The organism is Methylocaldum sp. GT1TLB, from assembly GCF_051027445.1.
Lineage (GTDB): Bacteria > Pseudomonadota > Gammaproteobacteria > Methylococcales > Methylococcaceae > Methylocaldum.
In genome coordinates, this window is record NZ_CP194898.1 from 4405543 (window position 1) to 4431573 (window position 26031).

23 protein-coding genes and 2 pseudogenes are annotated in these 26031 nt (G+C 60.8%); 16 read left to right on the forward strand and 9 right to left on the reverse strand.

Translation table 11 applies throughout. The features are described from left to right. Positions 1-217 precede the first annotated feature (217 nt). From ACR2R1_RS19380 to ACR2R1_RS19390, 3 genes are read right to left on the reverse strand one after another with little or no spacing between them, the layout of a single operon-like run. Positions 218-811 carry a hypothetical protein gene (locus ACR2R1_RS19380; protein WP_077732634.1) on the reverse strand — a complete coding sequence of 198 codons (594 nt, stop codon included), beginning with the start codon at positions 809-811 and terminating at the stop codon, positions 218-220. Then, a complete protein-coding gene (locus ACR2R1_RS19385) occupies positions 811-6408 on the reverse strand; it encodes an RHS repeat domain-containing protein (protein ID WP_434111527.1) in 5598 nt (1865 codons plus the stop codon). The genes ACR2R1_RS19380 and ACR2R1_RS19385 overlap by 1 nt, the downstream gene beginning before the upstream one ends. 1 nt (position 6409) lies before the next feature. Continuing rightward, the gene (locus ACR2R1_RS19390) at positions 6410-6865 is read right to left on the reverse strand and encodes an RHS repeat protein (protein WP_168175545.1); all 456 of its coding nucleotides are present in this window, start codon (positions 6863-6865) and stop codon (positions 6410-6412) included. Between the two features lie 644 nt (positions 6866-7509). Between ACR2R1_RS19390 and ACR2R1_RS19395 the strand changes: the two genes are divergently transcribed. Beyond that, positions 7510-7977, forward strand: coding sequence for a hypothetical protein (locus tag ACR2R1_RS19395; RefSeq protein WP_434111529.1), 468 nt, complete (start codon positions 7510-7512; stop codon positions 7975-7977). 50 nt (positions 7978-8027) lie between these two features. On the opposite strand, the gene ACR2R1_RS19400 is transcribed toward ACR2R1_RS19395, so the two are convergent. Continuing rightward, positions 8028-8768 (reverse strand): TetR/AcrR family transcriptional regulator, encoded by a 741-nt coding sequence (locus ACR2R1_RS19400; protein ID WP_077732637.1) that lies wholly within the window; start codon positions 8766-8768, stop codon positions 8028-8030. A gap of 96 nt (positions 8769-8864) precedes the next feature. Here ACR2R1_RS19400 and ACR2R1_RS19405 point away from each other — a divergent pair, with 96 nt between their 5' ends. From ACR2R1_RS19405 to ACR2R1_RS19430, 6 genes are all read left to right on the forward strand, one after another. After that, the gene (locus ACR2R1_RS19405; RefSeq protein WP_086134265.1) at positions 8865-9884 is read left to right on the forward strand and encodes an efflux RND transporter periplasmic adaptor subunit; all 1020 of its coding nucleotides are present in this window, start codon (positions 8865-8867) and stop codon (positions 9882-9884) included. Continuing rightward, positions 9881-11506 carry an ATP-binding cassette domain-containing protein gene (locus tag ACR2R1_RS19410; RefSeq protein ID WP_086134227.1) on the forward strand — a complete coding sequence of 542 codons (1626 nt, stop codon included), beginning with the start codon at positions 9881-9883 and terminating at the stop codon, positions 11504-11506. Before ACR2R1_RS19405 ends, ACR2R1_RS19410 begins: the two co-directional genes overlap by 4 nt. Then, on the forward strand, positions 11503-12066 hold the full coding sequence (locus ACR2R1_RS19415) for an ABC transporter permease (protein ID WP_347258790.1): 564 nt from the start codon (positions 11503-11505) through the stop codon (positions 12064-12066). Before ACR2R1_RS19410 ends, ACR2R1_RS19415 begins: the two co-directional genes overlap by 4 nt. Then, positions 12024-12638 carry an ABC transporter permease gene (locus tag ACR2R1_RS19420; RefSeq protein WP_434111533.1) on the forward strand — a complete coding sequence of 205 codons (615 nt, stop codon included), beginning with the start codon at positions 12024-12026 and terminating at the stop codon, positions 12636-12638. Before ACR2R1_RS19415 ends, ACR2R1_RS19420 begins: the two co-directional genes overlap by 43 nt. A gap of 7 nt (positions 12639-12645) precedes the next feature. After that, positions 12646-13767 (forward strand): ABC transporter permease, encoded by a 1122-nt coding sequence (locus ACR2R1_RS19425; RefSeq protein WP_434111535.1) that lies wholly within the window; start codon positions 12646-12648, stop codon positions 13765-13767. Positions 13768-13872: 105 nt separating this feature from the next. Next, positions 13873-15213, forward strand: a complete 1341-nt coding sequence (locus ACR2R1_RS19430) for a TolC family protein (protein WP_434111537.1) — start codon at positions 13873-13875, stop codon at positions 15211-15213. A 757-nt stretch (positions 15214-15970) separates the two neighbouring features. Here ACR2R1_RS19430 and ACR2R1_RS19435 read toward each other — a convergent pair. Continuing rightward, complete coding sequence (locus tag ACR2R1_RS19435) at positions 15971-16279, reverse strand: type II toxin-antitoxin system RelE/ParE family toxin (RefSeq protein WP_156879681.1); 309 nt, start codon at positions 16277-16279, stop codon at positions 15971-15973. 4 nt (positions 16280-16283) lie between these two features. After that, positions 16284-16535 carry a DUF1778 domain-containing protein gene (locus ACR2R1_RS19440; RefSeq protein WP_434111540.1) on the reverse strand — a complete coding sequence of 84 codons (252 nt, stop codon included), beginning with the start codon at positions 16533-16535 and terminating at the stop codon, positions 16284-16286. A gap of 451 nt (positions 16536-16986) precedes the next feature. On the opposite strand from ACR2R1_RS19440, the gene ACR2R1_RS19445 reads away from it, so the two are divergent. From ACR2R1_RS19445 to ACR2R1_RS19485, 9 genes and pseudogenes are all read left to right on the forward strand, one after another. Further along, positions 16987-17448, forward strand: a complete 462-nt coding sequence (locus tag ACR2R1_RS19445) for a hypothetical protein (RefSeq protein WP_434111542.1) — start codon at positions 16987-16989, stop codon at positions 17446-17448. Between the two features lie 175 nt (positions 17449-17623). Further along, on the forward strand, positions 17624-18136 hold the full coding sequence (locus ACR2R1_RS19450) for a GNAT family N-acetyltransferase (RefSeq protein ID WP_156879679.1): 513 nt from the start codon (positions 17624-17626) through the stop codon (positions 18134-18136). 11 nt (positions 18137-18147) lie between these two features. Continuing rightward, a complete protein-coding gene (locus ACR2R1_RS19455; RefSeq protein WP_434111544.1) occupies positions 18148-18795 on the forward strand; it encodes an HAD-IA family hydrolase in 648 nt (215 codons plus the stop codon). Positions 18796-18879: 84 nt separating this feature from the next. Next, positions 18880-19767, forward strand: a complete 888-nt coding sequence (locus tag ACR2R1_RS19460) for a DMT family transporter (protein WP_434111546.1) — start codon at positions 18880-18882, stop codon at positions 19765-19767. Positions 19768-19962: 195 nt separating this feature from the next. Next, positions 19963-20625, forward strand: coding sequence for a DJ-1/PfpI family protein (locus tag ACR2R1_RS19465; RefSeq protein ID WP_434111548.1), 663 nt, complete (start codon positions 19963-19965; stop codon positions 20623-20625). A gap of 37 nt (positions 20626-20662) precedes the next feature. Further along, a complete protein-coding gene (locus ACR2R1_RS19470; protein WP_434111550.1) occupies positions 20663-21256 on the forward strand; it encodes a GNAT family N-acetyltransferase in 594 nt (197 codons plus the stop codon). Positions 21257-21318: 62 nt separating this feature from the next. Continuing rightward, a complete protein-coding gene (locus tag ACR2R1_RS19475) occupies positions 21319-22020 on the forward strand; it encodes a transposase (protein WP_434111552.1) in 702 nt (233 codons plus the stop codon). 82 nt (positions 22021-22102) lie between these two features. Beyond that, positions 22103-22368: pseudogene (locus tag ACR2R1_RS19480) on the forward strand (integrase core domain-containing protein); the annotation flags it as partial. A gap of 344 nt (positions 22369-22712) precedes the next feature. Continuing rightward, on the forward strand, positions 22713-24293 hold the full coding sequence (locus ACR2R1_RS19485; RefSeq protein ID WP_434111554.1) for a hypothetical protein: 1581 nt from the start codon (positions 22713-22715) through the stop codon (positions 24291-24293). 8 nt (positions 24294-24301) lie between these two features. Here the strand turns inward: ACR2R1_RS19485 and ACR2R1_RS19490 are convergent, their stop codons facing one another. The 3 genes and pseudogenes from ACR2R1_RS19490 to ACR2R1_RS19500 all read right to left on the reverse strand — a co-directional run bounded on the left by ACR2R1_RS19490 (position 24302) and on the right by ACR2R1_RS19500 (position 26031). Then, positions 24302-25015 (reverse strand): DUF3275 family protein, encoded by a 714-nt coding sequence (locus ACR2R1_RS19490; RefSeq protein ID WP_168183820.1) that lies wholly within the window; start codon positions 25013-25015, stop codon positions 24302-24304. A gap of 76 nt (positions 25016-25091) precedes the next feature. Further along, a pseudogene (locus ACR2R1_RS19495) lies at positions 25092-25585 on the reverse strand (DUF3577 domain-containing protein). Positions 25586-25866: 281 nt separating this feature from the next. After that, positions 25867-26031 (reverse strand): DUF3262 family protein, encoded by a 165-nt coding sequence (locus ACR2R1_RS19500; RefSeq protein ID WP_434114270.1) that lies wholly within the window; start codon positions 26029-26031, stop codon positions 25867-25869.

Below are 26031 nucleotides of genomic sequence, written 5' to 3' on the forward strand. Positions count from 1 at the left end.
GTAGGCTGGGTTGGAGCTTTGCGAAAACCCGGCACAGCCGAGCCGTGAAACGCTGGGTTTCGTGCCTCAACCCAGCCTACGCGGGCTTCACGTCGTAGCCATATTGCCGGGTTTTGTTTTCGGTGTCGTCATGACCAACCGGTGTATTCTGGAATGATGCACCTCTTTATGTCGGCAGCATTACACACATTTGCATTGGCGCATCTCACATGTTAGTTCACGCTAATGCGCCGTAATTTTGCCGAAGGCGTTCTGCATATTCTGGTGGAACAACCCGTTCACGAAAACAGTTTGGCATGGCAGTTTTCAGAGCCCATTCGACATCATGCCCTAAGCCATGTTGCACAGACTCTCGGCAACCTAAGATGCAAACTTCCAAGCTACGCTCACCCCAGACTGCCCATTTCCCTGACTGTGCCAGCCACACAACCTTCTCGGAGTTTGCTAACAAGGAGTCGGCTGGGCTCTCGTCAGGGTACTGGTTAAGCAAATTCCAATATTCGTCAGCTGACGCAGACACCGGAAGCACTGCCCAATTGAAGAAGCCAAACTCATTCTTGTAGTAATCTGTTGGATCGGGGTCGAGAACTGCTACGAGCAACGAAACATCACCACAAGAACGGCAGAGGGCCTGAATTGCAGGCCAAAACGTCGCAGACATTGCCCAATCAAACTCTTCAAAAGCGAAACGACTGAACCCCTCACGAAAAACTTGCTCGGGAAGTCTCGCTTCTATCCGACAACACTTTTCGACCTCCGCCTTGTACGCTGCAAAGGTTTGATCATCCGCGATAAACGTACTGGTCAGCATCACGGCGCTCCCTGTTCAAGTCGAATTTTTAGATCAATAGAACTGCTGCCGGGCTTGTAATAATCCGCAGTTGGGCTGCCGGTTGACTTAGCTCCGTCGCGCAAAATGTATTTCGCACCATCCTTCTCAAGGATGATGGCTTTGCCATCCTTGCTCACAGATCGCGTGAAACCCGAATCGATGAGATTTTTCTCAAACTCCGACTTCGTTACGTCGGTTGCTCGATTCGCGTAACGACTACCCGCACGAGTCACGTCATAATAAAGTGACGATGCTCCCTTAGCCAATCCATTAAGCAGATTGCTAACTTTACTAGTCGGTAAGGCAAAGCCTATAGCAATATCAAAAGCATCTTTTTGAAATTGAACGATTTGAGCTTGCGATAGGCGCGCTCCTTCGGAGGGACTTAGCCCGCTCGGATCGACCAGGGTAACCGGATTCCCCCCGACATAGGCATACAGGTTCAAGCCCCCTTCAAAGCCGATGGGGTCTTCGGAGATGAACCGGCCGATGTGGGCATCGTAATACCGCGCCCGCATGTAGTACAGGTTGTCGCCCTCGGCCATCACCCCGACCTGCCCCGCGTACTGGAACGGCTGAGGAACGGTCTCGGTCGTCGCCATCAAGCGGCCGTAAGGATCGTAGGCATAGGTGTTGACCGTCTGTTGCCCGGCGTTGCTGAGCGCCACCGTGTGGCCGGTGCCGTCGAAGTGGTAGACGTAGAGGGCGTTGGTTTGGGCCTCGACCAGGGCGGTGAGCCCGAGGCCGTGGATGTAGTACCGTTTGATGGTGTTGTTTTGGTCGGCCTCGGCCAGGAGATTGCCCGCGGCGTCGTAGACGTATTTCGTGACGGTGCCGTTGCGGGTGGCCTTGATCCGGTTGCCGACCCCGTCGTAGGTGTAGCTCGTGGTGCCGCGGCCGGTCAGGCGGTGGGCGGGGTCGAAGCTGAAGGTGGCGGCGCCGTTGCTTTGCAGCTGGCCCTCAAAGTCGTAGCTGTAGGGGGTGGCGGCGCCGTCGAGCTGGGTGCCGGTCAGCCGGGTCTTGGGCGTGTTGTAGCTGTAGGTCCGGGTGAGATTGATGAGCTGTTCCGGGAGCCTGGGTTCGGTCACCAGGGCCTTCGTGCGGTTGCCGTTGGCGTCGAGGGTGTATTGATAGCCGGCCAGGGTCTGGGCGTTGGCGGTGTGGGTCAGTTGGGTCAGGCGGTCGGCATCGTCGTAGCCGTAGGTCGTCTGGCTGCCGTTGAAACGGCTGACTTGGGTCAGCCGGCCGGCGGCGTCGTAGGCATAGCTTTCGGTCTGGTTGAGCCCGTCGAGGGTGACGGTCTGCAGCCGGTTCAAGGCATCGTAGGTATAGCTCACGGTCTGGTTGCCGGGATAGGTGAGCGTGGTGAGGTTGCCGGCGGCGTCGTATTGGTACTGGACCGTAAAGCCGTTGGGGTCGGTGTGGGCGGTGAGGCGGCCGGCGGCATCATAGGTGTTGCTGGTCGTCCCGCTCGGATCGGTCATGCCGGTCAGGCGGTCCAGCGCGTCATAGGTGAAGCTGACCGTCTGGTTGCCGGGGTAGACGATCTGGGCGAGCTGGCCGCTTGGGGTGTAGCTCGTCGTGACGGTATCGCCGTTGCGGTCGGTGTGGCTATTGAGACGCCCGGCGTTGTCGTACCCCGAGGTGTTGAGCTTCCCTAAGGGATCGGTGCGCTGGATGAGCAGACTCCGTTTGTCGTACTGGAATTGGGTGACGGCCCCGGCCGGGTCGGTGAGGCTTAAGAGCCGGCCGATGGCGTCGTACTGGGTGGCGACAGCAGGATGCGTGCCGGTCTTCGCGGTGGCCGGATGGCCGTTGCCGTCGTAGGTGTAGTGGGTGACGGCGTTCTTGGCGTCGGTGCGGCTTTGTACCAAGCCGGCCGCGGTATAGGCGGTGGCGCTCTGTTGATTGAGCGCATTGCGCGCGGCGATCGGGTGGTGCTCGGCATCGTAGTCGATCTCGGCCGCGTGGCCGAGGGCGTCGGTGACCCGGATCAGTCGCTGCTGGGCATCGTAGGTGGAGCCGGTGGCCTGGTTCAGGGCGTTGACCGTCTGGACCCGGTTGTGCTGGCCGTCGTAGCCGTGCTGGGTGACCTGGCCCAGGGGATCGGTCTGTTGGACGACATGACCCTGGCCGTCGTAGCGGGTCCGAACGATCTGGCCCAGGGCGTTTTCGACGGCGATCGTGCGGCCGGTGTCGTCATAGGTGTAGGTGGTGCGATGGCCCTCGGGGTCTTCCTCGGCCGACGACCGGCCGGTGTAGTGGAATCGGTACAGCGCGGAGCCGGTCTGCCGCGGAGAGGTCTGCTGGATGACCCGGTGGTGGTCGTCGTAGACGTTGCTGACGATGACGCTGTTGACCGGATCGGTCACCGTCACAATCTGGTGATTGGCGTCATAGCCGTATTGCCACAGCTGGTTCTCGGCATCGCGGAATTGGGTCAGGTCGTCGCCGGTGTAGCTGTAGCTGACGCTCCGGCCCTGGTTGTCGGCCACCTGGGTGAGCCGGCCGTTCGTGTAGGTCAGGGTCAAGGTGCGGTTGTAAGCGTCCTTGACCTGGGTCAGCCGATCGTTGCCGTCATAGGTGAAGCTTAAGGTATTGCCGTCGACGTCGGTCAGCCGCTGGATTCGGTTTTGAGCGTCGAAGGCCAGCACGGTGCCGAAGCGCTCCCTGAGTTCAAAGGTGCCGTCGGCCAGCTGGACCAGCTGGGTGGTGACGCCCGGCGGCGCCACGTAGCTGCCGTCCGGCAGCTGCCGGTAGCTCAAGGATCGGTCGCCGAGACGCACGCTGACGCTGGTGTCCAAGAGTTGATCGGTGGCCCACTGCGCGACCAGGGCGCCAACGGTCCAGGCTTGAAGACTCGGCTGGGTGGGCGCCATCAGGTCGCGGGTCACAACCGCGGCGACGATGAGGGCGGCGGCATCCCGGGGGCTCCTGAGGCCCAGGGCAGTCTTGACGTCGCTGTGCCGGCTGAGGCGGAGATGATAGCCGTGGGTCCAGCCACGGCCGAGGCCGGCGCTCGCCTGATTGACCTGCTGGCTGTTGTAGTAGCGGGCCAGGCTCAGGCCGCGCGCGCCTGCACCGCCCAGGCGGAGATCCGCGGCCTGGTTGAGGTAGGCGCCCGAGCCCAGATCGACCGGATCGGCGCCCTTGGGGGTCGGGACGTTCCCCGGCGGCACCTGCACCGGGGCGTAACTCGCCTGCGCCGCCGGCGTGCTCACGGGCCCCAGAAAGGAGCCGTAGCCGCCCTGCAGGCCGCCGCCGATGATCATCCCGAGGCTCCGCTGGCTGCCACTCACGCGGTAATCGATGTAGCCCTTGCCGTGCCAGGCGTTGAGCGCCACCTGGCCGTTTTGCGGCAGAATCAGCGTGGCGCCGGCGTTGACGGCCGTTTGCAGGTCGGCGAGATCGTTGGCGCTGTAGCCGCTCAGTTGGCCTTGAATACTGCCGAAATTGCCGCTGTTGGCCAGAAAGAACTTCTGCCCGCTCTGGTTGTTGAGGGCGAAGATCTTGACGGTGGACAGGGCCGCCTGCGCGGCGCCCTGCGATTGCTCCAGCACGCCGTGTTCCAGCGCGCTGGCGATCAGGCCGGATGCCTGGAAGGCGCCCGATACGGCGGTGCTGCTTTGCGGCAGGACCGGGGAGAACTGGGCCTTGACGTCGATGAAGTAGCCGTCCTCCTGGCCGACGATGCCGAAGCGGTGATGCTGAAGGATCCGGTGGTCGCTCACGGCGCCGAGCAGATCGGACGCCAACTGGGTCTGCTGCATCCAGCCGAGGCCGATGACGTTGAGGGTTTCCGAGAGCACCTCGCGCGAGCCGTTCGCCGCCCCGTGCAGGGTGAGCTGGTCGAGGTAGCGTTGCCGCTCGGCCAAAAGGCTGCTGTCGCGGTCGCCGCCGAAGGCCGAGGCCAGCACGTAGGCGCCGGTCCGTTTCAACGTGAAGGTCGCGCATTGGTCCGCGAAACGGGCACCCGTGAAGCACGGGTTGCTGACGCTGGCGCTGTAGGGGTGGTCGACGGTCAGGGTCAGATGGGTCAGGTCGCCGGAGGGCGTGCCCTCGGACAGCAGCAGGGTGTCGTCGAGATACAGCTCGGCCACGGGGGTACTGACCACGGCGCCGGTCAAGGCCACGGTCTGCGAGCCGATGGAATTCCCCTGGTAGGTATAGTTGAAGGTCAGGCTGGCATTCTTGCGGCCCGCGCTCTGGCCGACGCCGGTGAACTTGACCTTGACCTGGACGCTGCCGTTGGCCGGAATGTTCTGCGTGCCGCCGCCCGAAACGAATTGGAAGGCGCCGGCGCCGGTGCCGGTGATCGTGCTGGTGACCTGGATGACCACCGAATTGGGATTGCCGGGCGTCCAGGTAAACGTCGGCCCGTCCTGGCCCGGCGCCACCGTGCCGAAATCGGTCGCGCCGGCCGGCGGCGGATCGATCGTGGCACTGTCGCCGGCATAGCTGAGACTCAGTTTTTTCCCGGCGATCTCGGGGATGTTCAGCGTCGTATCGAGGCCGCCGTGTTGCAGGCGGACGGTGTGGATGTAGCCGGAGGGAATGTCGGTCCAGGGGCTTTGAGTCGGGGTGCCGGGAAACGGCAGCGCAGCCGGCAGGCTCGCGCTGTCGTCTGGGAGGATGCTCAAACCGCCGACGATGTCGCGGACCCGCGCATTAGGGTAGTTTTGCTGGAGATGCGCGGCCAGTTGCGTGGTCAGCGTATTCAGCGCGTTGCCGAGGGCGCCGGCATCGAGGCTCTGGATGGAATGGCTGCCGGTGATGCCGCCGGCCGCGCTCAGTAACGCCGCCGGGTCGTAGCCCATGGCGGCCGCCAGATCGATGCCCGCCAGCTTGTCGCTCGGTTTGAACGCCGGGTCCAGGGCGACCGTGTTGCCGTTGATCGTCGCCACCACCCAGACCCGATCCAGCGTGAAGCTGGTCCCGTGGTTGACGGCCGGAATGCCGCCGGTGGCGATCATCGTGCCGATCACACCGGCATTGGCCTCGGTGCCCAGCCAATGGGCCAGGTCCAGGCCATCGGCGGCCGACACCGGGATGGTCATGCTGCCGTACTGGAACTGGGCGGTGAACCCGGCGGCCCGGAGCAGCGCCACCAGCAGGGCGGCCTGGTCGAAATCGTTGCCGCTGCGTTCCTTCAGCGTGAGGTAGGGGCCTTTCAGCGCGCCGTAATACGGCACGTAGGCGAAATGATTGCGGACGAACTGGTAAATGCGGCGCGAATCGTTGTCCAGGGCCGCCGCCAGCTGGCTGAACTCGGTGGCGGCCGACACCAGGCCCTCCGCCGCCGCGGTGATCTCCGCGGCCGCGCGGGGCGCGGCGGTCGCGCCCAATAGGTGTTGCCGCTCAGCCTGCCGGTCGCGCTCCTGCGCCAGGGTCTGTTCGCGTTTTGCGACCACGCGTTCGGCCGATTCCGGCGAGACGAGCTTGGCGCGCTGGTCGATCCAGCCCTCGGGCGCGGCGAAAGACTCTGCCGAGACCAGCCCAGCCAATGTGACGAACGCCACGAACGGCACCCAGAGGGCCATCGGGGCCACCCCGCTTCTTCTGGTTTCCGGCTTCATGTCAAAGGCCCCGGTTTTTCTGGTTCAGTCGAGCGGCGATGCGCCACAGCGCCACGGCCATCAGGAGCAAACCCTCGGCCGGCACCGCGGGCACGCTCGCATGGGCGGTGCCCGAGTTTTGCTGGTTTTGCAAGGGATCGGTATTGCCCTGATATTCAGCCAGGTTGGTGATCCCGTCGCCGTCGGTATCCTGCGCCGCATCGGCGGGATCGAGCGGGTTGAAACCGTACTGCGCTTCCCAGGCGTCGGGCATGCCGTCGCCGTCGTCGTCCGGGTCGGCGAAGTTGGCGATCAGATCGCCGTCGGTGTCCGGGCTGTTGCTGACCCCCTGGCTGGTAAAGTTGCCGGCCTCGTCGTACTGGAAGGCCAGCGCCGGGCCGTCGGACCGGGTTGCGCTCACGAGCCGGTTGAGGTCGTCATAGGCATAGTTGATTTCGACGGCACGAACGCTCGGCAAGGCCAGCCCTGACAGGAGACCCGCGCACAGCGCTAACCGAAGGTTCCGGTGGCGATCCGTGGACCGGCACTGGGGATTGAAGGCCAGGACGATTCGGTGAGATCGCCGTTCAGGCCCTGAAGAGGAGTGACGCGTTGCGCGCGTGTCTCGTTCCATAACGCCTTACCTTAAGTTTTTGAACCGGTATTTCGAGGCGCCATGGCAAAACAAGGGCGACTAGGCCCAACCCCCCATAAAACGCATCGTTTAAGTTTTGTGTGAATCGCCGGTCGACGAAGGCGGCGATATCGTTACCGGGGTTGACCCCTCCGGCCGATACCCCTTGTCCGTTGAACCGCGGCGGACGGCGCTCGTACGGTTCCCACCGTTCGGTTGCGTCCGTCACCCGCAATTGCGCCAAATTCACCGCTAAAGGCGATCTTAAAAGTCGCCGCGTTACAGGGTTGTGTCAGTGGATGGTGAATATTCACATCCATTGCTGTGACATAGTTCACTGATTTTTCCCAGGCGTTTTGGCTTCCGCACATGGGAATACGTCGCTCTTTCCTAGAAGTAGCCTGTGTATCTGATGGCCCACGGGCTGGTCGTGGCCGTTACCACTCCCATCTTTTGATGATTGTGTCCGCCAGTCGAGGCAATCATATTTGCAAATAATCCCGGTCCGCGGCGAAGGATTGCAGGCCAGCCGGATGGATTGCAGGTTCTCGGATTTTCCATTGCAGGTCACTACAGTTAGAGTCGATTCTGCCGGCCGAATTCGCCACCCGCATCAAGCGCGTCGGCATCGTCAACGCGATGGACGACGAAAACTTCGCGGCGGCCGTCAAGGCGACCGGACGCAAGAAATTCATCATCGCCGGCGTCACAACGATGTGTGCACGGTCTTCCCGGCATTGAGCCTGGTACGCGAGGGCTATGAGGTTCAGGTCATCGCCGATGCCGGCGGTTCGCCGAGCCAGATCGGCGACGACATGGCTCTGCGCCGCATGGAGAAGAACGGCGTCACGCTGTCCAGCACGAACCAGGTGATCGCGGAACTTGCGGGCAACTGGAGCACCCCCGAAGGGAGCGCGATCGTGCAGCAGGTGGTGATGCCGGCCCTACAAGGCTGAGGGAGACGAACAACGCTTACTCAGCGGGGGATGTTGGTAGTTGACCTGGATCAGTGCGCCGAACGTCCCGGCGCCCCCTGAGGTGACTTGGCTACATCATCACCGTTTCCTGCCTTCTCACGCGCAAGGTCGGAGGCTATTTGGGCCAGCCCGCCCATGAAGAATCGTTTGAAGTGCTCAATGGCAGCGTCCGGTTGATTGGCGATAGCCTCTTGTGGTGCCGCGTGTTCCAGCATTTTGGAGCTCCCGAGCAGAAGCAGGGCGAACGGCGCGATGATGGCGAGTCTGCTGCGCGCGACCGCAGGGTGGTCGGGAGGTACCCCTAGAATCTCGCTGATGAACGCGGTGGCGATTTGCATTTTGGGGAGGAGTTCCCTCTCCAGGAGGATTGGAAACGCGGTGGAGGGGTGGAGTATTTCCCGACCCAGCACGCGCAGGGCCCAGTTGGAAGACATCGGACCAAGAACCGCCCGTAGCATGCCGTCGATGAAGACGCTCAGCTTGTCTTCCGGACGCCCCGGGGCTTCGGAGATCTTCTTCAGGAACTCCAAATCCATCAACCGGTGATGGGCCTCCACTAGGACTTCGGCGTAAAGGCCATCTATGCCGCGGAAGTAGTAATTCACCGCTGCCGAATTGACTCCTGCTCGTTCGGCGATTTCCTTGCCGGTGGCGTAGGCAACCCCTTTTTCGGCAAATACCTCGCCTGCAGCCTCGAGGATCTGCCACCTTGTGGCTACGCCATCGTCCCGGTGACCGGGCAATTTTCGATTTCGCTTCTCTTGTTTCATGGAAAGAGCATACCGGGAAAAGCATGTCTTATGAACGTAAATTTAAATTTCAAATTCGAATTTTACAAAAGTGGTGGCTGCACCCATTCTTATGCCATGAACACGAAAGCTCGCATCATCATTCCGACAGCTCTCATCCTGGTAACTCTAGGCGGCGGATGGTGGCATATCCATCGCCCTTCCGCAGAGGGCTTGCTGACCGTGTACGGCAACATCGACTTTCGCCAAGCCTCCGTACCGTTTAATGGAACCGAGCGAATCACCGAGATCCTAGCGGAAGAAGGCGATGTGGTCCGCAAAGGGCAGGTGCTGGCCCGCATGGATACCAGCCGGCTGGTGCCCCAATCGATCCAGATCGAGTCCGCGGTAGATGCTCAGAAAGCGGTCGTGGAGCGCCTCCGAAACGGCAGCAGGCCGGAGGAGATCGAACAGGCTCGGGCGAACCTGGTATCCGCCAAGGCAGACGCCGACAACGCCAAGGCTCTCTACCGGCGGCGGAAAAATCTGGTGTCGAGTGCGGCCATCAGCAAGCAGGATTTCGATGCGGCAAAGTCGGCCGCCGATGTGGCGGCCGCGAAGGTGGAGGTTACTGAGAAGGCACTCAGGCTCGCGGTCATCGGACCACGCCTGGAAGACATCGCCCAGGCCGAAGCCCAGCTCAAGGGCTACGAGGCGCAGCTGGCACTGATTCGCCGGCAATTGGCCGACGCCGAGTTGCGGGCGCCCTTCGACGCCGTGATCCAGTCGCGGCTGATGGAGCCGGGAGAGATGGCGTCCCCGACGAAACCGGTGTTCTCGTTGGCCACCATCGGGACAAAATGGGTGCGGGCGTACGTTCCCGAGCCGGAGCTCGGGCGTGTGCATTCCGGATCCCGCGCGAAAATCCTGGTCGACAGTCTTCCCGATCATCCGCTCGAGGGTTGGGTCGGCTTCATCTCGCCGGTCGCGGAGTTCACGCCGAAAACGGTGCAGACCGAAGACCTGCGCGCCAGCCTGGTTTACGAAATCCGGGTGTTCGTCGAAGATCCCCAGAACGTGTTGCGCCTGGGCATGCCGGCAACAGTGAAGATTCCGCCGGATGCAGACGGACCTGCCCGCGACCGGGCACGGCAATGAGCCTGCAAGGCCTGACGCATCCGGTGGAAATTCGCGGGGTTCACAAGACATTCCAGCGTGAAACGGGCGAGACCGTCAAGGCCATCGACGCCTCGTCCGACCCGCAGGCCATACAGGACCGCATCGGTTATATGCCCCAGCGGTTCGGCCTCTACGAAGATCTGACCGTCCAGCAAAATCTGGATCTGTATGCCGAACTGCACGGCATCAGCCCAGCGGCGCGCATGGCGGTCTATCCCCGCCTGCTGCAGATGACCGCCCTCGGCCCGTTCACCGGTCGCTTGGCGGGAGCGCTCTCCGGCGGCATGAAACAGAAACTGGGCCTCGCCTGCACTTTGGTCCGTCCGCCCGACCTGTTGTTGCTGGACGAACCGACCGTGGGCGTCGACCCGTTGTCCCGCCGAGAGTTGTGGGAAATCGTGCGGCGTCTGGTGCGTGAGGAGGCGTTGACGGTCATCGTCAGCACTTCCTATCTCGACGAGGCCGCGTTCTGCGACCATGCCGTGGTCCTGCATCAAGGCAAAGTGCTCGCGGAAGGGACACCGGAGGAGATCACCTCTCGGGCGGAAGGGCGCGTGTTTTTCGCCACCTCCTCCGAGGGCTCCACGGCCCGCTCTCTGCAGGCACGCCTGTTCAAGCATCCAGGTGTGGCGGACGCCGTACCCGAGGCAGGGAAGGTTCGGGTCGTTACCCGCTCGTCGCGCGTCCCTCAAGATGATGGCGGAGAGGGCGGCCTCGAGTTTGAACCCGCAGCCCCGCGCTTCGAAGACGGCTTCATGGCGCTGTTCCGAGCCGCGGTCGGCGAGATCCATTCCCCATCCATCACGCTGGGCCGCCCTCCCAGCGAGGCGGTCGGCGTTCCTTCCGTGGAAGTTCTCGATCTGGTTCGGACCTTCGGCGACTTCGTCGCCGTGAACCATGTGTCCTTTCAGGTACGGCGCGGGGAAATCTACGGACTGTTGGGGCCGAACGGGGCGGGCAAGAGCACCACCTTCCGCATGCTATGCGGGCTGATCCCGGCCACTGGCGGGCGCCTCCGGGTAGCGGGGGCCGATTTGAGGACCGCCCGTGCCGAGGCACGGGCGAAACTGGGCTACGTCGCTCAGAAATTCTCGCTCTACGGCGACCTTTCCGTGGATGAGAACCTGGATTTCTTCGCGAGCGCCTATGGTCTGCGCGGTTCCAGAAAACGCGACCGCATCGCCTGGGCGAAAGACCAGTTCGATCTCGGCCCGATGTCGGCCTTGCCGGGCGGAAAGCTGCCGGGGGGGTACAAACAGCGGCTGGCGATGGCCACGGCGCTGCTGCATGAACCGGAAATCCTGTTTCTGGATGAGGCGACCAGCGGTGCCGATCCTCTGGCTCGCCGCGAGTTTTGGGGCCGGATCACGGCCCTGTCGGAACAGGGGGTGACCGTCGTCGTCACGACCCACTTCATGGAAGAGGCCGAATATTGCGACCGTGTGATCATCATGGATGGCGGCATCGCCCTGGCGGAAGGCTCGCCGGCGGCGATCCGCGCCCAGGGGGAGCCCCGAAGTGGGCAGCTTCCCACTATGGAGGATGCCTTTATTGCCATCGTCGAGCAATCCCGGCACAGCGTAGGGAAGGCGGCGCAATGACCGGCCAGGAGCTGATGGCGCGAAGCCGTGCCCGGCGGGTATGGGCATTGATCCGCAAGGAAACCTGGCAGATCCTCCGGGACCCCAGCGCCATCGCCATCGGCGTCGTCCTGCCGATCGTGATGTTGATCCTGTTCGGCTACGGGCTTTCCTTCGATCTCAAGCATCTCCCCGTCGCAGTCGTCGTCGAGCACGCTTCCGAAGAGACCTCCGCCGTCAGCGCGGCGCTGAGCCTTTCGAGCTATTTCCGGGTACACCCGGTCAATACCATGGCCGAGGCGGCGAGGCTGATGACCGAGCATCAAGTCAGCGCCGTCGTTCGCTTTCCGCCCCATTTCGCACGGGATGTGGCGCGCGGCGAAGCCGATCTGTTGGTGGCGGTCAACGCGACGGACGCCAACACCGCCCGCATCGCGATCAGTTACGCAAGGGGCGCGGTAGCGACCTGGCTGGCTCGCGAGATCGCCGAAGGCCGCGCCGCTGCAGGCGGCTCTGCTATCGCCATCGAGGGCCGGCTGTGGTTCAACGAGGCCAACGAGAGTTCCTGGTTCCGGGCCTGATCGTCCTGATCATGACCTTGATCGGAGCCTTGCTGACCTCCCTGGTCATCGCCCGGGAATGGGAGCGCGGCACCTTCGAGGCGCTGTTCGCGACCCCCGTTCGTCCCGTCGAAATCCTGCTGAGCAAAACCGTGCCCTATTTCGTCATAGGCATGTTCGGGCTCGTCCTTGCGGTTGCCGGCAGCCAGTTTTTGTTCGCCGTCCCCTTGCGTGGGTCGCTTTGGCTGCTGGTGCTGGTCTCCTCGCTCTACCTGCTGGTGGCGCTCGGTATGGGACTGGTGATTTCGTCGGCGACCAAGAGCCAATTTCTCGCCAGCCAGATCACCTTTCTGGTGACCTTCCTGCCAGCGACCCTGCTGTCGGGCTTCATCTTCGACATCCGCAGCATGCCCTGGGGCGCCCAGATCGTGACCAGCATCTTTCCTGCCCGCTATTTCGTCAGCTCGCTGCAGACCCTGTTTCTGGCCGGGGACGTGTGGCCCATCATCCTGCCCAACGCGCTCGTCCTCGCCGGCATGGCCGCACTGCTCATGGCCATGGCCGCCAAGGCGACCCGCAAGCGCATCGACTGAGGTTGCCATGACCGACTCCTTATTTCGCATCCTCGCCCTCATCCGCAAGGAGCTTCTGGCGATCCTGAAAGATCGCAAGAGCCGGGTCACGGTGTTCGTGCCGCCCATTTTGCAGTGCCTGATTTTTGGCTACGCCGCCAGTTACGATCTGAACCATGTCCCCTATGTGCTGCTCGATCGCGATCACAGTGCGGCGTCGCGGGCCTTCATCGCCACCCTCGATGGTTCGGGCACTTTCGATCGTATCGCCACGCTGCAAAACGCTTCCGACATTGCCGACCCGATCACGGATCGCCGCGCTGTCCTCGCGGTGATCATCGACCGGGACTTCGAGCGCCAATTGATGGCGGATGGTACCGCCAAGGTCCAGGCGATCGCCGACGGGCGCAACACCAACACCGCCGGAACCGCGCAAGGGTATGTGAGCACCCTGGCCGCGAACTTCGTGCAGAGGTGGCGCCAGGAGAACGGCGTTACGCCGCCGCCCGGCATCAAGGTGACGCCCCGGGCGTGGTATAACCCCAACCTTGAGACACAGTGGATCATGATTCCCTCGTTGATCGGGACGATCACCATGATGATGACGATGAGCCTGACCGCCATGTCGGTGGCTCGCGAACGGGAGGCAGGCACTTTCGAGCAATTGCTGGTGACGCCTTTCCGTCCCTACGAGATCATGGTCGGCAAGGCATTGCCCTCGATGATCGTCGGGCTGATTCAGGCCACCTCGATCCTGCTGGTCGCCCAGCTATGGTTCCAAATTCCCTTTGCGGGCTCCTACTTCGTGCTTTACCTGAGCCTTGCCGAGTTCCTGGCGGCATCGGTCGGGATCGGCTTGTTCCTCTCCTCCATCGCCCGAAACATGCAGCAGGCCATGATCGGTACGCTCGTGGTAATGATGCCGTTCATGCTGCTGTCCGGCTTGACCACGCCGGTGATGACCATGCCGGACGCATTCCAATACCTTACCGCCGTGAACCCGCTCCGTTATGCCATCAGCATGACGCGCCAGATCTATCTGGAGGGTGCCGGCATCGTCCAGCTGCTGCCCGAAATGCTGGCACTTCTGATGATTGCGGCCGTGACGCTGCCCATCGCCGCCTGGATGTTCCGCAACAAGCTGGCTTAGTGCGGACACAGTAAAACGGCAGGCGATGGTCTGGATGAAAAAACGCACAACAGATACACAACGACATTGAACACCAAGCTCCAATTTTCACTGTCACTATTCGCAATGAGCCTGGCGGCATGCACGGTAGGTCCAGATTATCGGGCGCCTGTTCCGGCCGTTCCGGATCGATGGCACGCAGATGAGAAGATCGGCGCCGATCTGCTATGGGCCAAACCGGAAAATTTGAAGGCATGGTGGCGAGCCTTCGGCGATTACGAACTGGATCGCCTCATGGATCGAGCTTTGGCGCGCAATCTCGACGTGAAAATCGCACTGGCCCGAATCGAACAGGCCCGAGCCGAACGGAGCAGCACCCGCGCAGAACTGTTTCCGTCGGTCGATGTGACGGGGGGCGTGCAGCGCCAAGATAACCCGATGCCCGGCCTGAGGCCGGGCATACGCTACAACCTGTTCGAGATCGGCTTCGATGCCTTGTGGGAAATCGATCTGTTCGGACGCCAGCAAAGGCGCCTCGAGGCGGCCTCGGCGGAGCTGGAAGCGGCCGGTGACCAATACGCTCAATCCCTGGTGACGTTAAGCTCCGAGCTGGCGCGTAGTTACATCGACTACCGCAACGCTCAGGCCCTGCTGGCCATCACCCGATCGAACCTGGACAGTATGCGGCAGACCCTGGCGCAGACCGAAAGGCTGCTGCAAGAGGGCATCGGAACCCGCCATGATGTGGTGCGCGCCAAAGCCCAAGCGGAGACCACCGAGGCGCAGATTCCCACCCTGGAAGCCGGCAAGACCGCTGCCCTGCGTCAATTGGAAGCGCTGACGGGCCAGCAGCCCGGTGCGCTGGCCGCCGATACCATCCGCCATCGGCCTGACCTGCGCGCCGCCGAGCGCCAGTTGGCGGCCGCTACCGCGATGCAGGGGGCGGCTATCGCGGAGCTGTTTCCGAAAATCTCGCTGTCGGCGTTTCTCGGATTGCGAAATACCGATATCGAAAGTTTGTTCAAGTCCGCGGCGTTTTCCTATGGCAACGCCGCCAACCTGGTGCAGCCCTTGCTCAACTTTGGCCGCATCAAGGCAGGAATCAAGCTGGCCGAGGCCAAACAACGGGAAGCCTATTTTGCTTACGAAAAGGGTGTGCTGGAGGCGCTCAAGGAAACCGAAACCGCGCTGACCCGCTACCTCAAGGAAGAGATCCGACGTCAAACGCTGGCACGCGCGGTGGAGGACCAGCAAGAGGCGGTGCGTTTATCCCAACTGCGCTTCGAAGCCGGCGTCATTTCCCTGCTGGACGTGCTGGTTGCACAACGCGCCCTGTATGCGGTGGAAAGTGAACTCGCTAATTCACGAGCCCTCACTGCCGTTAATCTGATTTCTCTGTACAAATCTCTGGGAGGCGGGGCTAACGCCACGCCGCCGCTGGTTGCTGCCGACGGCAAGAAATCATGAGTTTGTGAGTCATCGGCGCGGCTGGCTCGAGAGGGGTAGGGTAACGCATTTTGCTGGCCGGTGGTTCTTTATCAGCTCGGCATGTCCGGCTGAGCTTAACCTCAACCTGGCGTCAGACCAGCCGGCTTAGATGCGTCAGAGTAGAGTCGATTTAAGCCTTTTCTGATATGCCCGACGTGTGCTCTAAGCTTCAACCTGACACCCCGTACCCTTGGCGTCAATGCCGTTAAGTTAAGACGAATGACGTCACCCCGGCAGGGAAGGGTGGCTTCGGTGCTCCAATCGCAAACGGCCTGGCCGGGAGCGCCGGCCACGCCCTTCCCGAAGACACCGTTTGCGATTGGATTGCCGGGGCCCAGACGCTATGGATGGCAAAGGCCTCTCACGTCCTTGTGCACTGGATTCATGCCGCACAGTCCCTGTGCGGCACCCTACGGGCGCTTCGCGTGCAAATCGGCCTCGCCACGCTACGCCGTCCCGCTTCGCTCGCGAGTCCTGGGCAGTCCTTCCCTGGCCTGCCCGCTCGCCGCATTGCGCCTCGCCCTGCCGATTTGTCCGGCACAAATTTGCCAGGAGCAAATTTGGACGTGCGGAGCACGGTCCGTAGGACGAACCCCAGGGATGGGGTGAGCAATCCCTGCCGGAATGACGGCTTAACTTAACGGCATTGACCCTTGGCGTACAGGTTTTTCCGTTTTCTGCACCGGCCCCATAAAGCGCTGGGACTGCAATCCGCGCGATTTCAGTTAAGGGACGATCATCCCAGCCGGCTTTTAAGCCGGGTCAGCATCTCCATCCGCTCATGCAGGACGGCAATAATGCGCGGTGGTTTTTCTTCCGGATGGATATAAAAAATATAGTGGTGTTCACAGCGGCTCACCCTGACCTGGGGATACCGCTCGGAAAAGCTGCGCGAAGGCACGGTCCGGGCGGCGATCTCCCGAAGATGCTTGTCCAGCAGCCCGGCATAGCGTAGGGCTTGTCTTTGACGCCATTGCTCTAGCGTGTAACGGGCAATCTCCCTGAGGTCTTCCTCAGCGGGGGCGGTTAATTCATAAGGGAGCATTCCCTTACCGCGCTTCCCGATGGATTTCCTCGAAGATCTGTTCGACCGATTTGTGGACGGCGGCGTCTTCCGCAGCCTTGATCCGTGGTTCCAGGAAGGCTTCCAACTGGCGAAGCGCTTCGTCTTCATCCGCTGCCGCGATATCCGGTAACACGCGCTCCAGAACATAATCCTTGATGCTCTGACCGCGCAAAGCCGCCACAGCCTTGAGCCGTTGATGTTGTTCCGGGGTCACTTCAATCGATAAACGCATCATGTCCTCCTGCTGGATTAAGGCACTGTCTAGCTTAGCGTGATAAACAACATTAGCACAAATGAACATTTGTTGTTTAGATTATTCCTGAGCAATCCGCCGCCCGTTTTCCGGCGGATCCGCGCCAGGTGCCTATCGAGGGCCTCTTAAGCCGCTTGCCGGCACACATCGAGACCCAATACGCCTCTACGCCAGCACTGAATTTAGCATGCGACAAGTTTCCCGATCGCGAGCGATGAGAGACCGCAGGCCTTAAGTGCCGGCCAGGTAATCGCGGACCATTTGAATCAACAGCCAGCCGAGCATCAAGATCACCGTGACAAAGATCATCGCGCCGAAGAACTCGATCACCCGGAGGATGCCGACCTACACGAGCATGACGGCGTGATACGGCAGAGAGAGGACTCTAGCGACCGCGCGAGCGCCGGTTCACGTCATCCGCCCCGCCCGAGCGATGGGCGCGACCGCCGCGATCGCATCGGTGCGCGTGGGCCAGACCAGGCGTGGACCCTTCAGCGGCGACTGTGCGCGGCGCGCCGTTCCCGACGGAAACGGGACAACGTTCGCCCTGTTCAGGCCTGGCTTTTTCGCCATGGTTTACCCCTGTTCTATGATCGGCGCTTGCGCGTGGGTGACCGGACCTTTGAGGCAGGTCGTCATCACTGTGGCCGCAGCCCCTCCCACGTCGCCGGCTAAGAGGCTGACCCCGACGAGGATGGCCAATTGCTCGCGGGCACTGCGTTGCATCGCCATGCCCGCTGACGCGCTTCGGATGGCGCTGTGGCGCCGGCAACCGCCGCGCGGCCAACTGCTGCATCATTCCCAACCGGGCGTGCAATATGCCAGCCGGGTGTTTCGGGGCCTGCTACAGGCGTATGGCATGACCGGCAGCATGATTCGGAAAGGTGGTTGTTGAGTGGGGTGTCCGCTGCTACTTGACCAGGTCAGCCTATATTGCCGAATAGGAAGATAGACAGAAGGATAGATCAAGAAAATAAAGGATACTTTGTCAGGCAGGGGACGTGTGGTACACCGTAACGGATGATAAACAAAAACCGTTTAATTGTTTGGTGGGCATAAAGGAGAGACCGATGTTAAGCATCGAGAAGGCAAAACGGGAGGATGCTCGGGCGGCCTGGGAGATAAGGAATACTGCCATCCTCAATCAATGTGCTGGCCACTATTCCGGCGATGCCCTAAAAGTGTGGACTGGTGGTATGTTAACGGAGGATTTCATAGATCACGTCGAGAAACATTTCTACGTGGCGAAGTATCACCACCAAGTGGTTGGCACGGGCATGATCAATATCGATACCGGAAAAATTGACGCCGTATTTGTCCATCCAAACCACATGAGAAAGGGCATAGGAAGGGGGATTGTCACATTCCTTGAGGAGATCGCCTTAAGCCATGGGTTGGAGACGCTAAATTTGGAGTCGACGTTAAACGCCGCGGCGTTTTATCGAGCATGCGGTTTTAAAGGAGATGAGATTGCTACCTATGTCTCACCACGAGGTATATCACTAGACTGCATCCCTATGATCAAGGATATCTCGCCCAACAACCGCTTGCAGCCGACGTCGGCGGCTGAAGCGGGGCGATAGGCGCCAGAAAGATGTCTCGCCTTTGCATCATTTTTGACCTTGACGGCACGCTGGTGGATAGCGAGGGCCTGTGTAATCAAGCGTTCTTGGATCTGCTGCCTGAGATCGGTGAAACCCTCGAGTCAATGGTCGAACGATACCGGGGGACGAAACTGGCGCTGATACTCGCTGATCTTGGGGCTCGCATCGGTCGACCGCTACCTCCGAATTTCGAGGCGACCTATCGCGCTCGAGTCAGCGAGCTTTTCCGGACCGACCTGCGCCCTACACCCGGCACTATCGAGATGCTTGAGACGCTCAGCTATCCCAAGTGCGTTGCGTCCAGCGGCCCTCCGACCAAAATCGCCGAAGCCCTGCTTTCAAGCGGCCTTTCGAGATACTTCGGTGACCATGTGTTCAGTTCCTATGAGGTGGGTTCGTGGAAACCGGATCCGGGACTGTTTCTCCACGCAGCACGGTCAATGGGATACTCTCCCAATCAGTGCATCGTCGTCGAAGACAGCCCCGTCGGCCTACAAGCTGCGGCAGCCGCTGGAATGACGGCGATCCACTACTTGCCTGGGTCACAATACAGCGAAATGTTCGGACAGTCTCATGCAGTCGTTGGCCGTATGGCTGACCTTCCTAGGCTCATCGATGCTGCATCCCAGGGCGTCTAACCTGGGGTTCGAGCGGAACACAGCGGCTGGCGCCGGCGTGCCCGCTAAACTTCGGTTTAGAGCCGGAAAGGAGGAGTTACGCCTATGCGCCACCCAGTAGTTGTTGCTGCCACCTGGATGGTTGGCGCTTTACTCTCATTTTCCGCGATGGCCGTTGCGGTACGCGAACTTTCCGCTAACTTTGGCACGTTCCAACTTCTTGCCATCCGCAGCCTCATCGGCTTGGCTGTTATCTCGGCCATACTCACTAGACTCGGTTGGACGCAGGTCTCGTTTCGGAACGTTAGAATACATCTCGGGCGGAACTTCGTTCACTTTTGTGGGCAGTTCGGTTGGTTCTATGCCATTGCGTTTATTCCGCTGGCGGCGGTGTTTGCCATTGAGTTCACCGTGCCGCTCTGGACGGTGGTATTCGCGGCACTACTGCTGGGTGAGCGTATCTCCCCGAGTCGGGGGCTGGCGGTTGTTCTAGGCATCGCCGGTGTTTTGGTTATCCTTCGTCCCGGCTGGTCGATCGTTCATCCGGCGGCGCTTGTAATGCTGGCCGGCGCCTTTGCGTATGGACTGTCTCATACGCTGACCAAGAAGCTGGCGGGGCGAGATACACCGCTGTGCATTCTCTTTTACATGATGTTGATTCAGTTGCCTCTAGGTTTGGTGCCAGCGGTGTTTACTTGGGTTACCCCAGCAGCAGCACATTGGCCTTGGCTCATCGTGGTCGGCATTACCGGGCTCAGTGCGCACTACTGCATGGTGCGGGCACTTTCCCTGGCGGATGCCTCGGTAGTGGTGCCCTTAGATTTCCTGCGCTTACCACTCATAGCGCTGGTTGGCTACGCGCTTTACGGTGAGCGTGTAGATGAGTATTTGGTTTTGGGCGCGGGCTTGATACTGACAGGTAACTTTATCAACCTGGATCGGGAGCGGAAGAAAATTAAGCCGCTAGAGCCCATTCCGCAACCACGAGCCTGATTTTGCTCTAACGAGTGCGTCAAGCCGACAAACAAGCCCTCCATGGCTACGCCGTTCGGGCCTTGCGGCTTACGTTGGCTTTATTGCTTCGGTAATTAAAAGGCGATTTTCAGCAAGCACAGATCAGCGCAAGTGACTGATCTACAGTGCTACTGGAATTAATTGGGAATTCATCATCATGAGGAGGGATGAATTGTGTATCAAATTTCGATTGTCATCTTTGATGAGTTTACGGATATCGATTTTTTCTTAATGAGAGACATCCTGGGACGGACAAGAACAGACTGGAAGGTAAGAGTTCTTGGAACAAAAAGCACCCACACGTCTACGCTGGGTATGACGGTAAAAACCGATGGCCATGTATCAGAGGCAAATGCCTCTGACGTGGTTTTGTTTGTTAGTGGTTATAAGGGTGTGCCAGCCGCATTGGAAGATGAAGAATTCATGTCTTCCTTCAAATTGAATCCACAAAAACAACTCATCGGCTCCGTCTGCGCAGGCTCTTTCATTTTATCCCGACTTGGTTTATTGGAGGGTATCAAAGCGACAACGCATCCAGATGCTAAGCCGGGTCTTGTGGCTATGGGTGTCGATGTTCAAGACAAAGCGCTGGTAGTAGAAGGCAATATTGCTACGGCAGGCGGGTGCTTATCTGCGCTATATCTGACAGGGTGGTTGGCTGAACGTTTGTGTGATGAATCCAAGCGGCGCGAGATACATAGGCAGCTCGTTCCGGCAGGGCAGGCCCGCATTTTTGAGGAGCTCATTAAGTCATCCATTGAGGCTGCGAAGGTAAGCGAATCGCATAACACAATGCTCCAGCCGGCGTCAGGGCGCGACGCAGCCTTTCTCGGCTGAGCTTGGCGTTAGGCACCAAGAAGGTTTGGCCCCTGTCATGGCGGAACTGATCGAATTCGAGACTAAGCGGCTTCGTTTGCGGCAGTGGCGGAAAAGTGATCTTGAACCTTTTGCCGCCATCAATGCCGATCCGCAAGTGATGAAGTTCTTTCCCAAACCTTTGGAGCGTCGGGAGAGTGACGAGATGGCGGATAAGATCCGCTCGCTCATTGAACTGCGTGGCTGGGGATTTTGGGCTGTCGAGGTTAAAGGCGGTGAACCTTTTATCGGCTTCGTCGGACTGCATGTGCCAGCCCCGGCATTGCCATTCTCGCCGTGTGTAGAAGTTGGTTGGCGGCTTTCAGTAACCCACTGGGGCCGAGGGTACGCATCCGAGGCCGCCCATGGTGCGCTGCAGATAGCATTCCTGAGGCTCGGCCTGCCCGAGGTTGTTGCCTTCACCACCGTGGGCAATCAGCGGTCTCGCCGGGTCATGGAGCGTCTTGGCATGCAGTATAGCCGCGAATTCGAGCATCCGGACATGCATGATGACAGCATGCTCAGGCCCCATGTACTGTACAGGCTTCACGCTGCGTGCTTCAGGAAGGCCGCCAGCAGGCAAGAAATTGAAGAGAAAGGCAAAAGAGCCTAACTACCGCTTTCGGGCACCACCGGGGTCAGGTCTTCCACGCCCACACCCTGTCATCTCCCCCCTTGGCAAGACCTCTCCGCATCGAGTTATCCGGCGGCCTCCATCACATCACGTCCCGTGGCGATAGGCGCGAGGACATTTATTTTTCCGATATCGACCGCGAGGCTTGGCTGGCGTTGCTGGGGCAGGTTTGCGCGCGGTTCAATGGGGTTTGTCATGCTTATTGCCTGATGTCCAATCACGATCATCTGGTGATAGAAACGCCGGAGGGCAGTCTCGCCCGAGGCATGCGCCAGCTCAACGGGGTTTATACGCAAATGGTAAACCGAACGCACGGGCGCGTCGGGCATGTTTTTCAGGGGCGATACCAGGCGATTCTGGTGGAGAAGGACAGTTATCTGCTGGCGTTGGCGCGTTATGTCGTGCTGAATCCCGTGCGTGCCGGGATAGTCGGCGATGTCGGGGATTGGCCGTGGAGCAGTTATGCGGCTATGGTCGGCTTGGCGCCCTCGCCCGCCTGGTTGCAAACCCATTGGCTACTGGGCCAGTTTGGCCGGCAACGCAAGCGTGCAATCGCGGGGCATATTGATTTTGTGCGGGCTGGCGTTGGCTTGCCGAGCATTTGGGATCATCTGCAAGGCCAGATTTATCTGGGTAGCCCTGAATCCATCGAGCGCATGCAATCCGGCCTTGCGCCGGATCAGCCGCTGGATGAAATCCCCCGCATGCAACGGCGGCCCTTGGCGCATTATCGAACGGAATAGGCCGGCGATCCGCGCACCGGCATGGCGCTGGCCTATCTCACCGGCGATTATGCGATGAAAGCCATCGCTCGGGAATGCGGAGTTCGTCGATCTCATCCAAGACCACGGCATTCGGATCAGCATGGGTGGCAAAGGCCGCTGGGTCGACAACGTGTTCGTCGAACGGCTGTGGAAAAGCGTGAAATATGAGGAGGTCCGCTTGCATGCTTACGACACGGTTTCCCAGGCACGAGAAGGCTTGCAGCGGTATTTCAAGTTCTACAACGAACGTCGACCCATTCATCGCTTGACGGCAAGACCCCCGATAGCGTGTACTTCGATCCGCTGCCCATTCAACAGGCAGCCTAAACCGCAGAAGCCCACTTAGGATCGGGAAAATTCTGTCCAGAAAACCGGGGCCACCGCTGATTTCCAGTTCGAGCCCATCATTTCAAAAAATCGAAGCCGGGCTCATAGGGCAACAAAAAGCAGGTTTTTCCACAGCTTCGTTAGGCTGCAGGCTGCAACTGAAGAGAAGGTGAAGTATGCGAGCCTTTGCACAAAAACAGAATCAAGCTCAAAAGCCGGCATCCTCAAGCCTTGCCCGGCCTCGGAAGACGATACTTGGGCCGCATCATCATGAGCATCATATCCTCTTTCTGCAGCGCGCGATCGGGAATCAAGCCGTACAGCGGCGGTTAGAAGCAAATACGGTGAATGTCGAAGGAGACTCGACTACTACCAAAATTGCCCGCTTCGGTCACGATTTCAGCCGGATACCCGTATACGCTAAAGTGCCCATGAAGACACAGACAAAACTGACGTTTAAGACTCCAGAAGACGTATACGAGCAGGAAGCGGACCGGATTGCCGATCGGGTGATGGCAACGGCAGCGCACTCCGTCGTTATCGGCGCGCCACCAGGTATCCAGCGCTTCGGCTACGGCTTTTCAAGGCTGCGGGTGCATTCCGGCATCGGCACTGCTCCCGGGGAACTGGACCACCCACCCCTCCGCATCAGCGCGCGCATACCCACCACCTTGCCCGCCGCGACACCCGCATGGACAAGGAACGGCGAAATAAACCTCGGTCCCGCCGGTCTGTTCATGCCGCCGCGGGAGCAACTCCGGATGCTGCGTCACGAAGCCTTCCACCGGCTGCATCAGCGCATCGCGCCCGTCAGCGATGCACCGGAGGCGCGCCTGCGGGCCGAGCGGCTCGCGACCCAAGCGGAGACGGGCGCGGCGCTGCTTCCCGTTGCGTTGCCACCCGCGCCCGCGCTGCTGGCCTTCCCGCCGCAGAAGTATACGCCGTGGGACAGGGTCTGGATCGGCAACGACGCCATCATCGGCGAAGTGACGGAGGGAGGGGTCGCCGCGCGCATCTTCCTGAGCTACAAGGACCTCGGGATCACGAAGGCGCCGGAATCGCAGACCTACCACTGCGGCAAGCACGATCCGGCGCCGATCCCGACGCTGGTCAAGCGGATGCGAGCCGCCGCAAAGCAGGCCGCCGTGCTCAACGGCAAGATCACGGACAGCACCTACTCGCTGAGGACCAGCGTGATCGCCATCTCGAAGGGCGCGAACAGCGCATTCCGCGTGTTCGGAGGCCAGGGCGTGCTGGTGATCAAGCAGGAGGATTCCTGGGAGGGAACCATTGCCCACGAGGGCTCGCACGGGATCTTCGCCTTCCACCTTGGCGACCGCGTCCCCAAGGGCGCGCCCGACCTGCTGGCCAAGGGAGTGGCCGAGCTCTTCCTCGAGCTGCAGAACACCGCGCCGGTTTCGCTCCCCAGCGCACCGTTCGATGCGAAGCACCTGCCTCCGCTGAAGGACGACGGCAAGACCACGACCCATCCGGCGGGGCTGGTGATGGTCGCCGACACCCTGTGGGCTGGCGGCGGCGGACATCCTTGGGACAACGCGGACGAGTTCTTCGCCAGCGCGTTCGGCATGTATCAACAGAAATCGCTGTTCGACCAGATTGTGCGGCACTACGGCAAGGCGGATCCGAAGATCCCGCCACTGGCGAAGAAGCTGTCGGCCCTGCTCGCCGCGGTCGGGGACCCGAAGGCCGTCGCGGGACTCAAGGTGCCGTCGAGCACGAAGGCGGTCGATGCGGAGCTGAAGCGGATTCAACCCACGCCGGAGGTCGTCGCGGGGCTCGACGCCTCCGTCGACCTGCTGCTCGATCCCACCACGCTGCGCGGACCACAGACGATTTTGTGCCCCGGCGCTAAGCCGCCCACGGCCGGAACAGGGGCGGCCAGCCAGAAAGCGACAGGGCCATGAAAGCCATGCTACCCAGAGCGAGCTAGGGATTTGCCCTCACTCAACAGCTTGTTCCTGCAACGCAAGTGTCCATGCGGCTCCAGGGGCGACTTTTCCAGAGTTCTTGGGCGGAGTACATAGCCACAGCCACGACTGCGCCTAACAACGGCATCAACCCGACGCCCCGACGCTGGCTTTTTGGGAAGTAGTCTGTGGTCCTGCCCCGTCCTTCTGTTGCCGAAACCGGGCACGTCGACCGTGGTATCGAGTTTCACCGTCGCGCCCAGCGGCCAAAGAACGCCGAACAGCCGTTCGTCCGCCTCCTGATCAGGCGGCGAATCCGGGCTGTCCAAGGTTTCATCACCGCTCGCGCCCGATGCACATGTTTCTTCCACCGGCACGCGAAAGCTCGTCGCGGTGGCTTCGGCCCGCGGTTCCAGATCGATGGGATCGGGCTCCGGCAGGGGCGATTGCTGCTCGGCCGGCAATTCGTCGATGGCCGCCAGGGCCATGGTTGCCAGCGTGGCGCGGACCTCGACGACCAGCCGTCCGCCGGCCAGATAATTGGTCGGATAGATCCGGGAGACGCCGAACTCACCTTCGTAGCGGCCCTCGTCGTACTGGTCCAGCAAGGTATCCTTGACGGCGAATTCGCCGATCTCGGTCACCAGCCGTCCGACGGAAAAGGTGCCGTTACGGCCATGGATGGCGCGAATGTACAGGGTTCCGCTGAGTTTGATCACGGGGATAGCCTCCGGTTGAATGAAAAACGGAGGCAGCCCCGCGACGGGTTGCCCCCGTCGGGTGGATGAAAACGGCTTACGCTGCCGTCGGCTCGGAGTGAGCGGACGCTTGGCTCCTGGCGGGCGCCTGATAGACCGGCTGACCGTCGACCTTGGCCCAGGCGATATAGAGCAGCCGGGCCTTCAGGCTGACGCCGGTCTGCCCAGCCTGAAACCGACCAGCACAGCCTGGCGCGCCTGGATGGCCGGCATCAATTGGCGGACAACCGCTTGTGCATCCTGGCCGTTCACCCGGCAATCGAAGCGGGTATATTCGACGGCATCCGCCGCGCCGTGCAGAGCGGATACCTCGACCGCCAGAAACGGCTGGCCGCGTCTGATCGGGGCCTCACGCACGCGGTTCAGATAGCCGACGCCGGTGATATGAAGGTCGAAGTATTTTTCGTCGGGTGGGTTCATGGGGTTTCTCCTATAGGCATGAATGAACCGGAGAAATCCCGACCCGACCGGGGTATGGGTTCCCCCGGAGAAGGTAGAAGATGCCTGCGGCGCTCCCGAAGGAGCGACCATCGTTCGAGCAGGCCCGCGATGGTGAAGGGTGCGACTGAGCCGCAGTCGCCACGGTTGAAACTCCTCCAGAAGCTGCCGAAAACCTACTGCGCGCCGCCATGACTGCGTTGCTCCAGGGCTCAAAATGCTGATGAAAAACTTCCTTGTTTTTCACCCGAACAGGCGCGCTTTCGCGCGTCCTACTTCTCTCCCGGAGAAGTAGTCATGTACTCTATGTACACTCCGGTTTTTCGCCCTTCGCGCCTTGTCCTGCCGGCGCTCGTGACGGTTTTTACCAGCTTCTAGGCCAAGGCCACGAACAATACGAGCATCATTAATACCGTCGCTTTGACGATATGGGTCTGGACCTGCATCAGCGACAGCCGCTCGCGGCGCCAGCCGATGTAATGCATCAGACTCACCCAGGCGGTCCACAGCAACAGCGCCACGGCCAGCGTCTGTAGCAC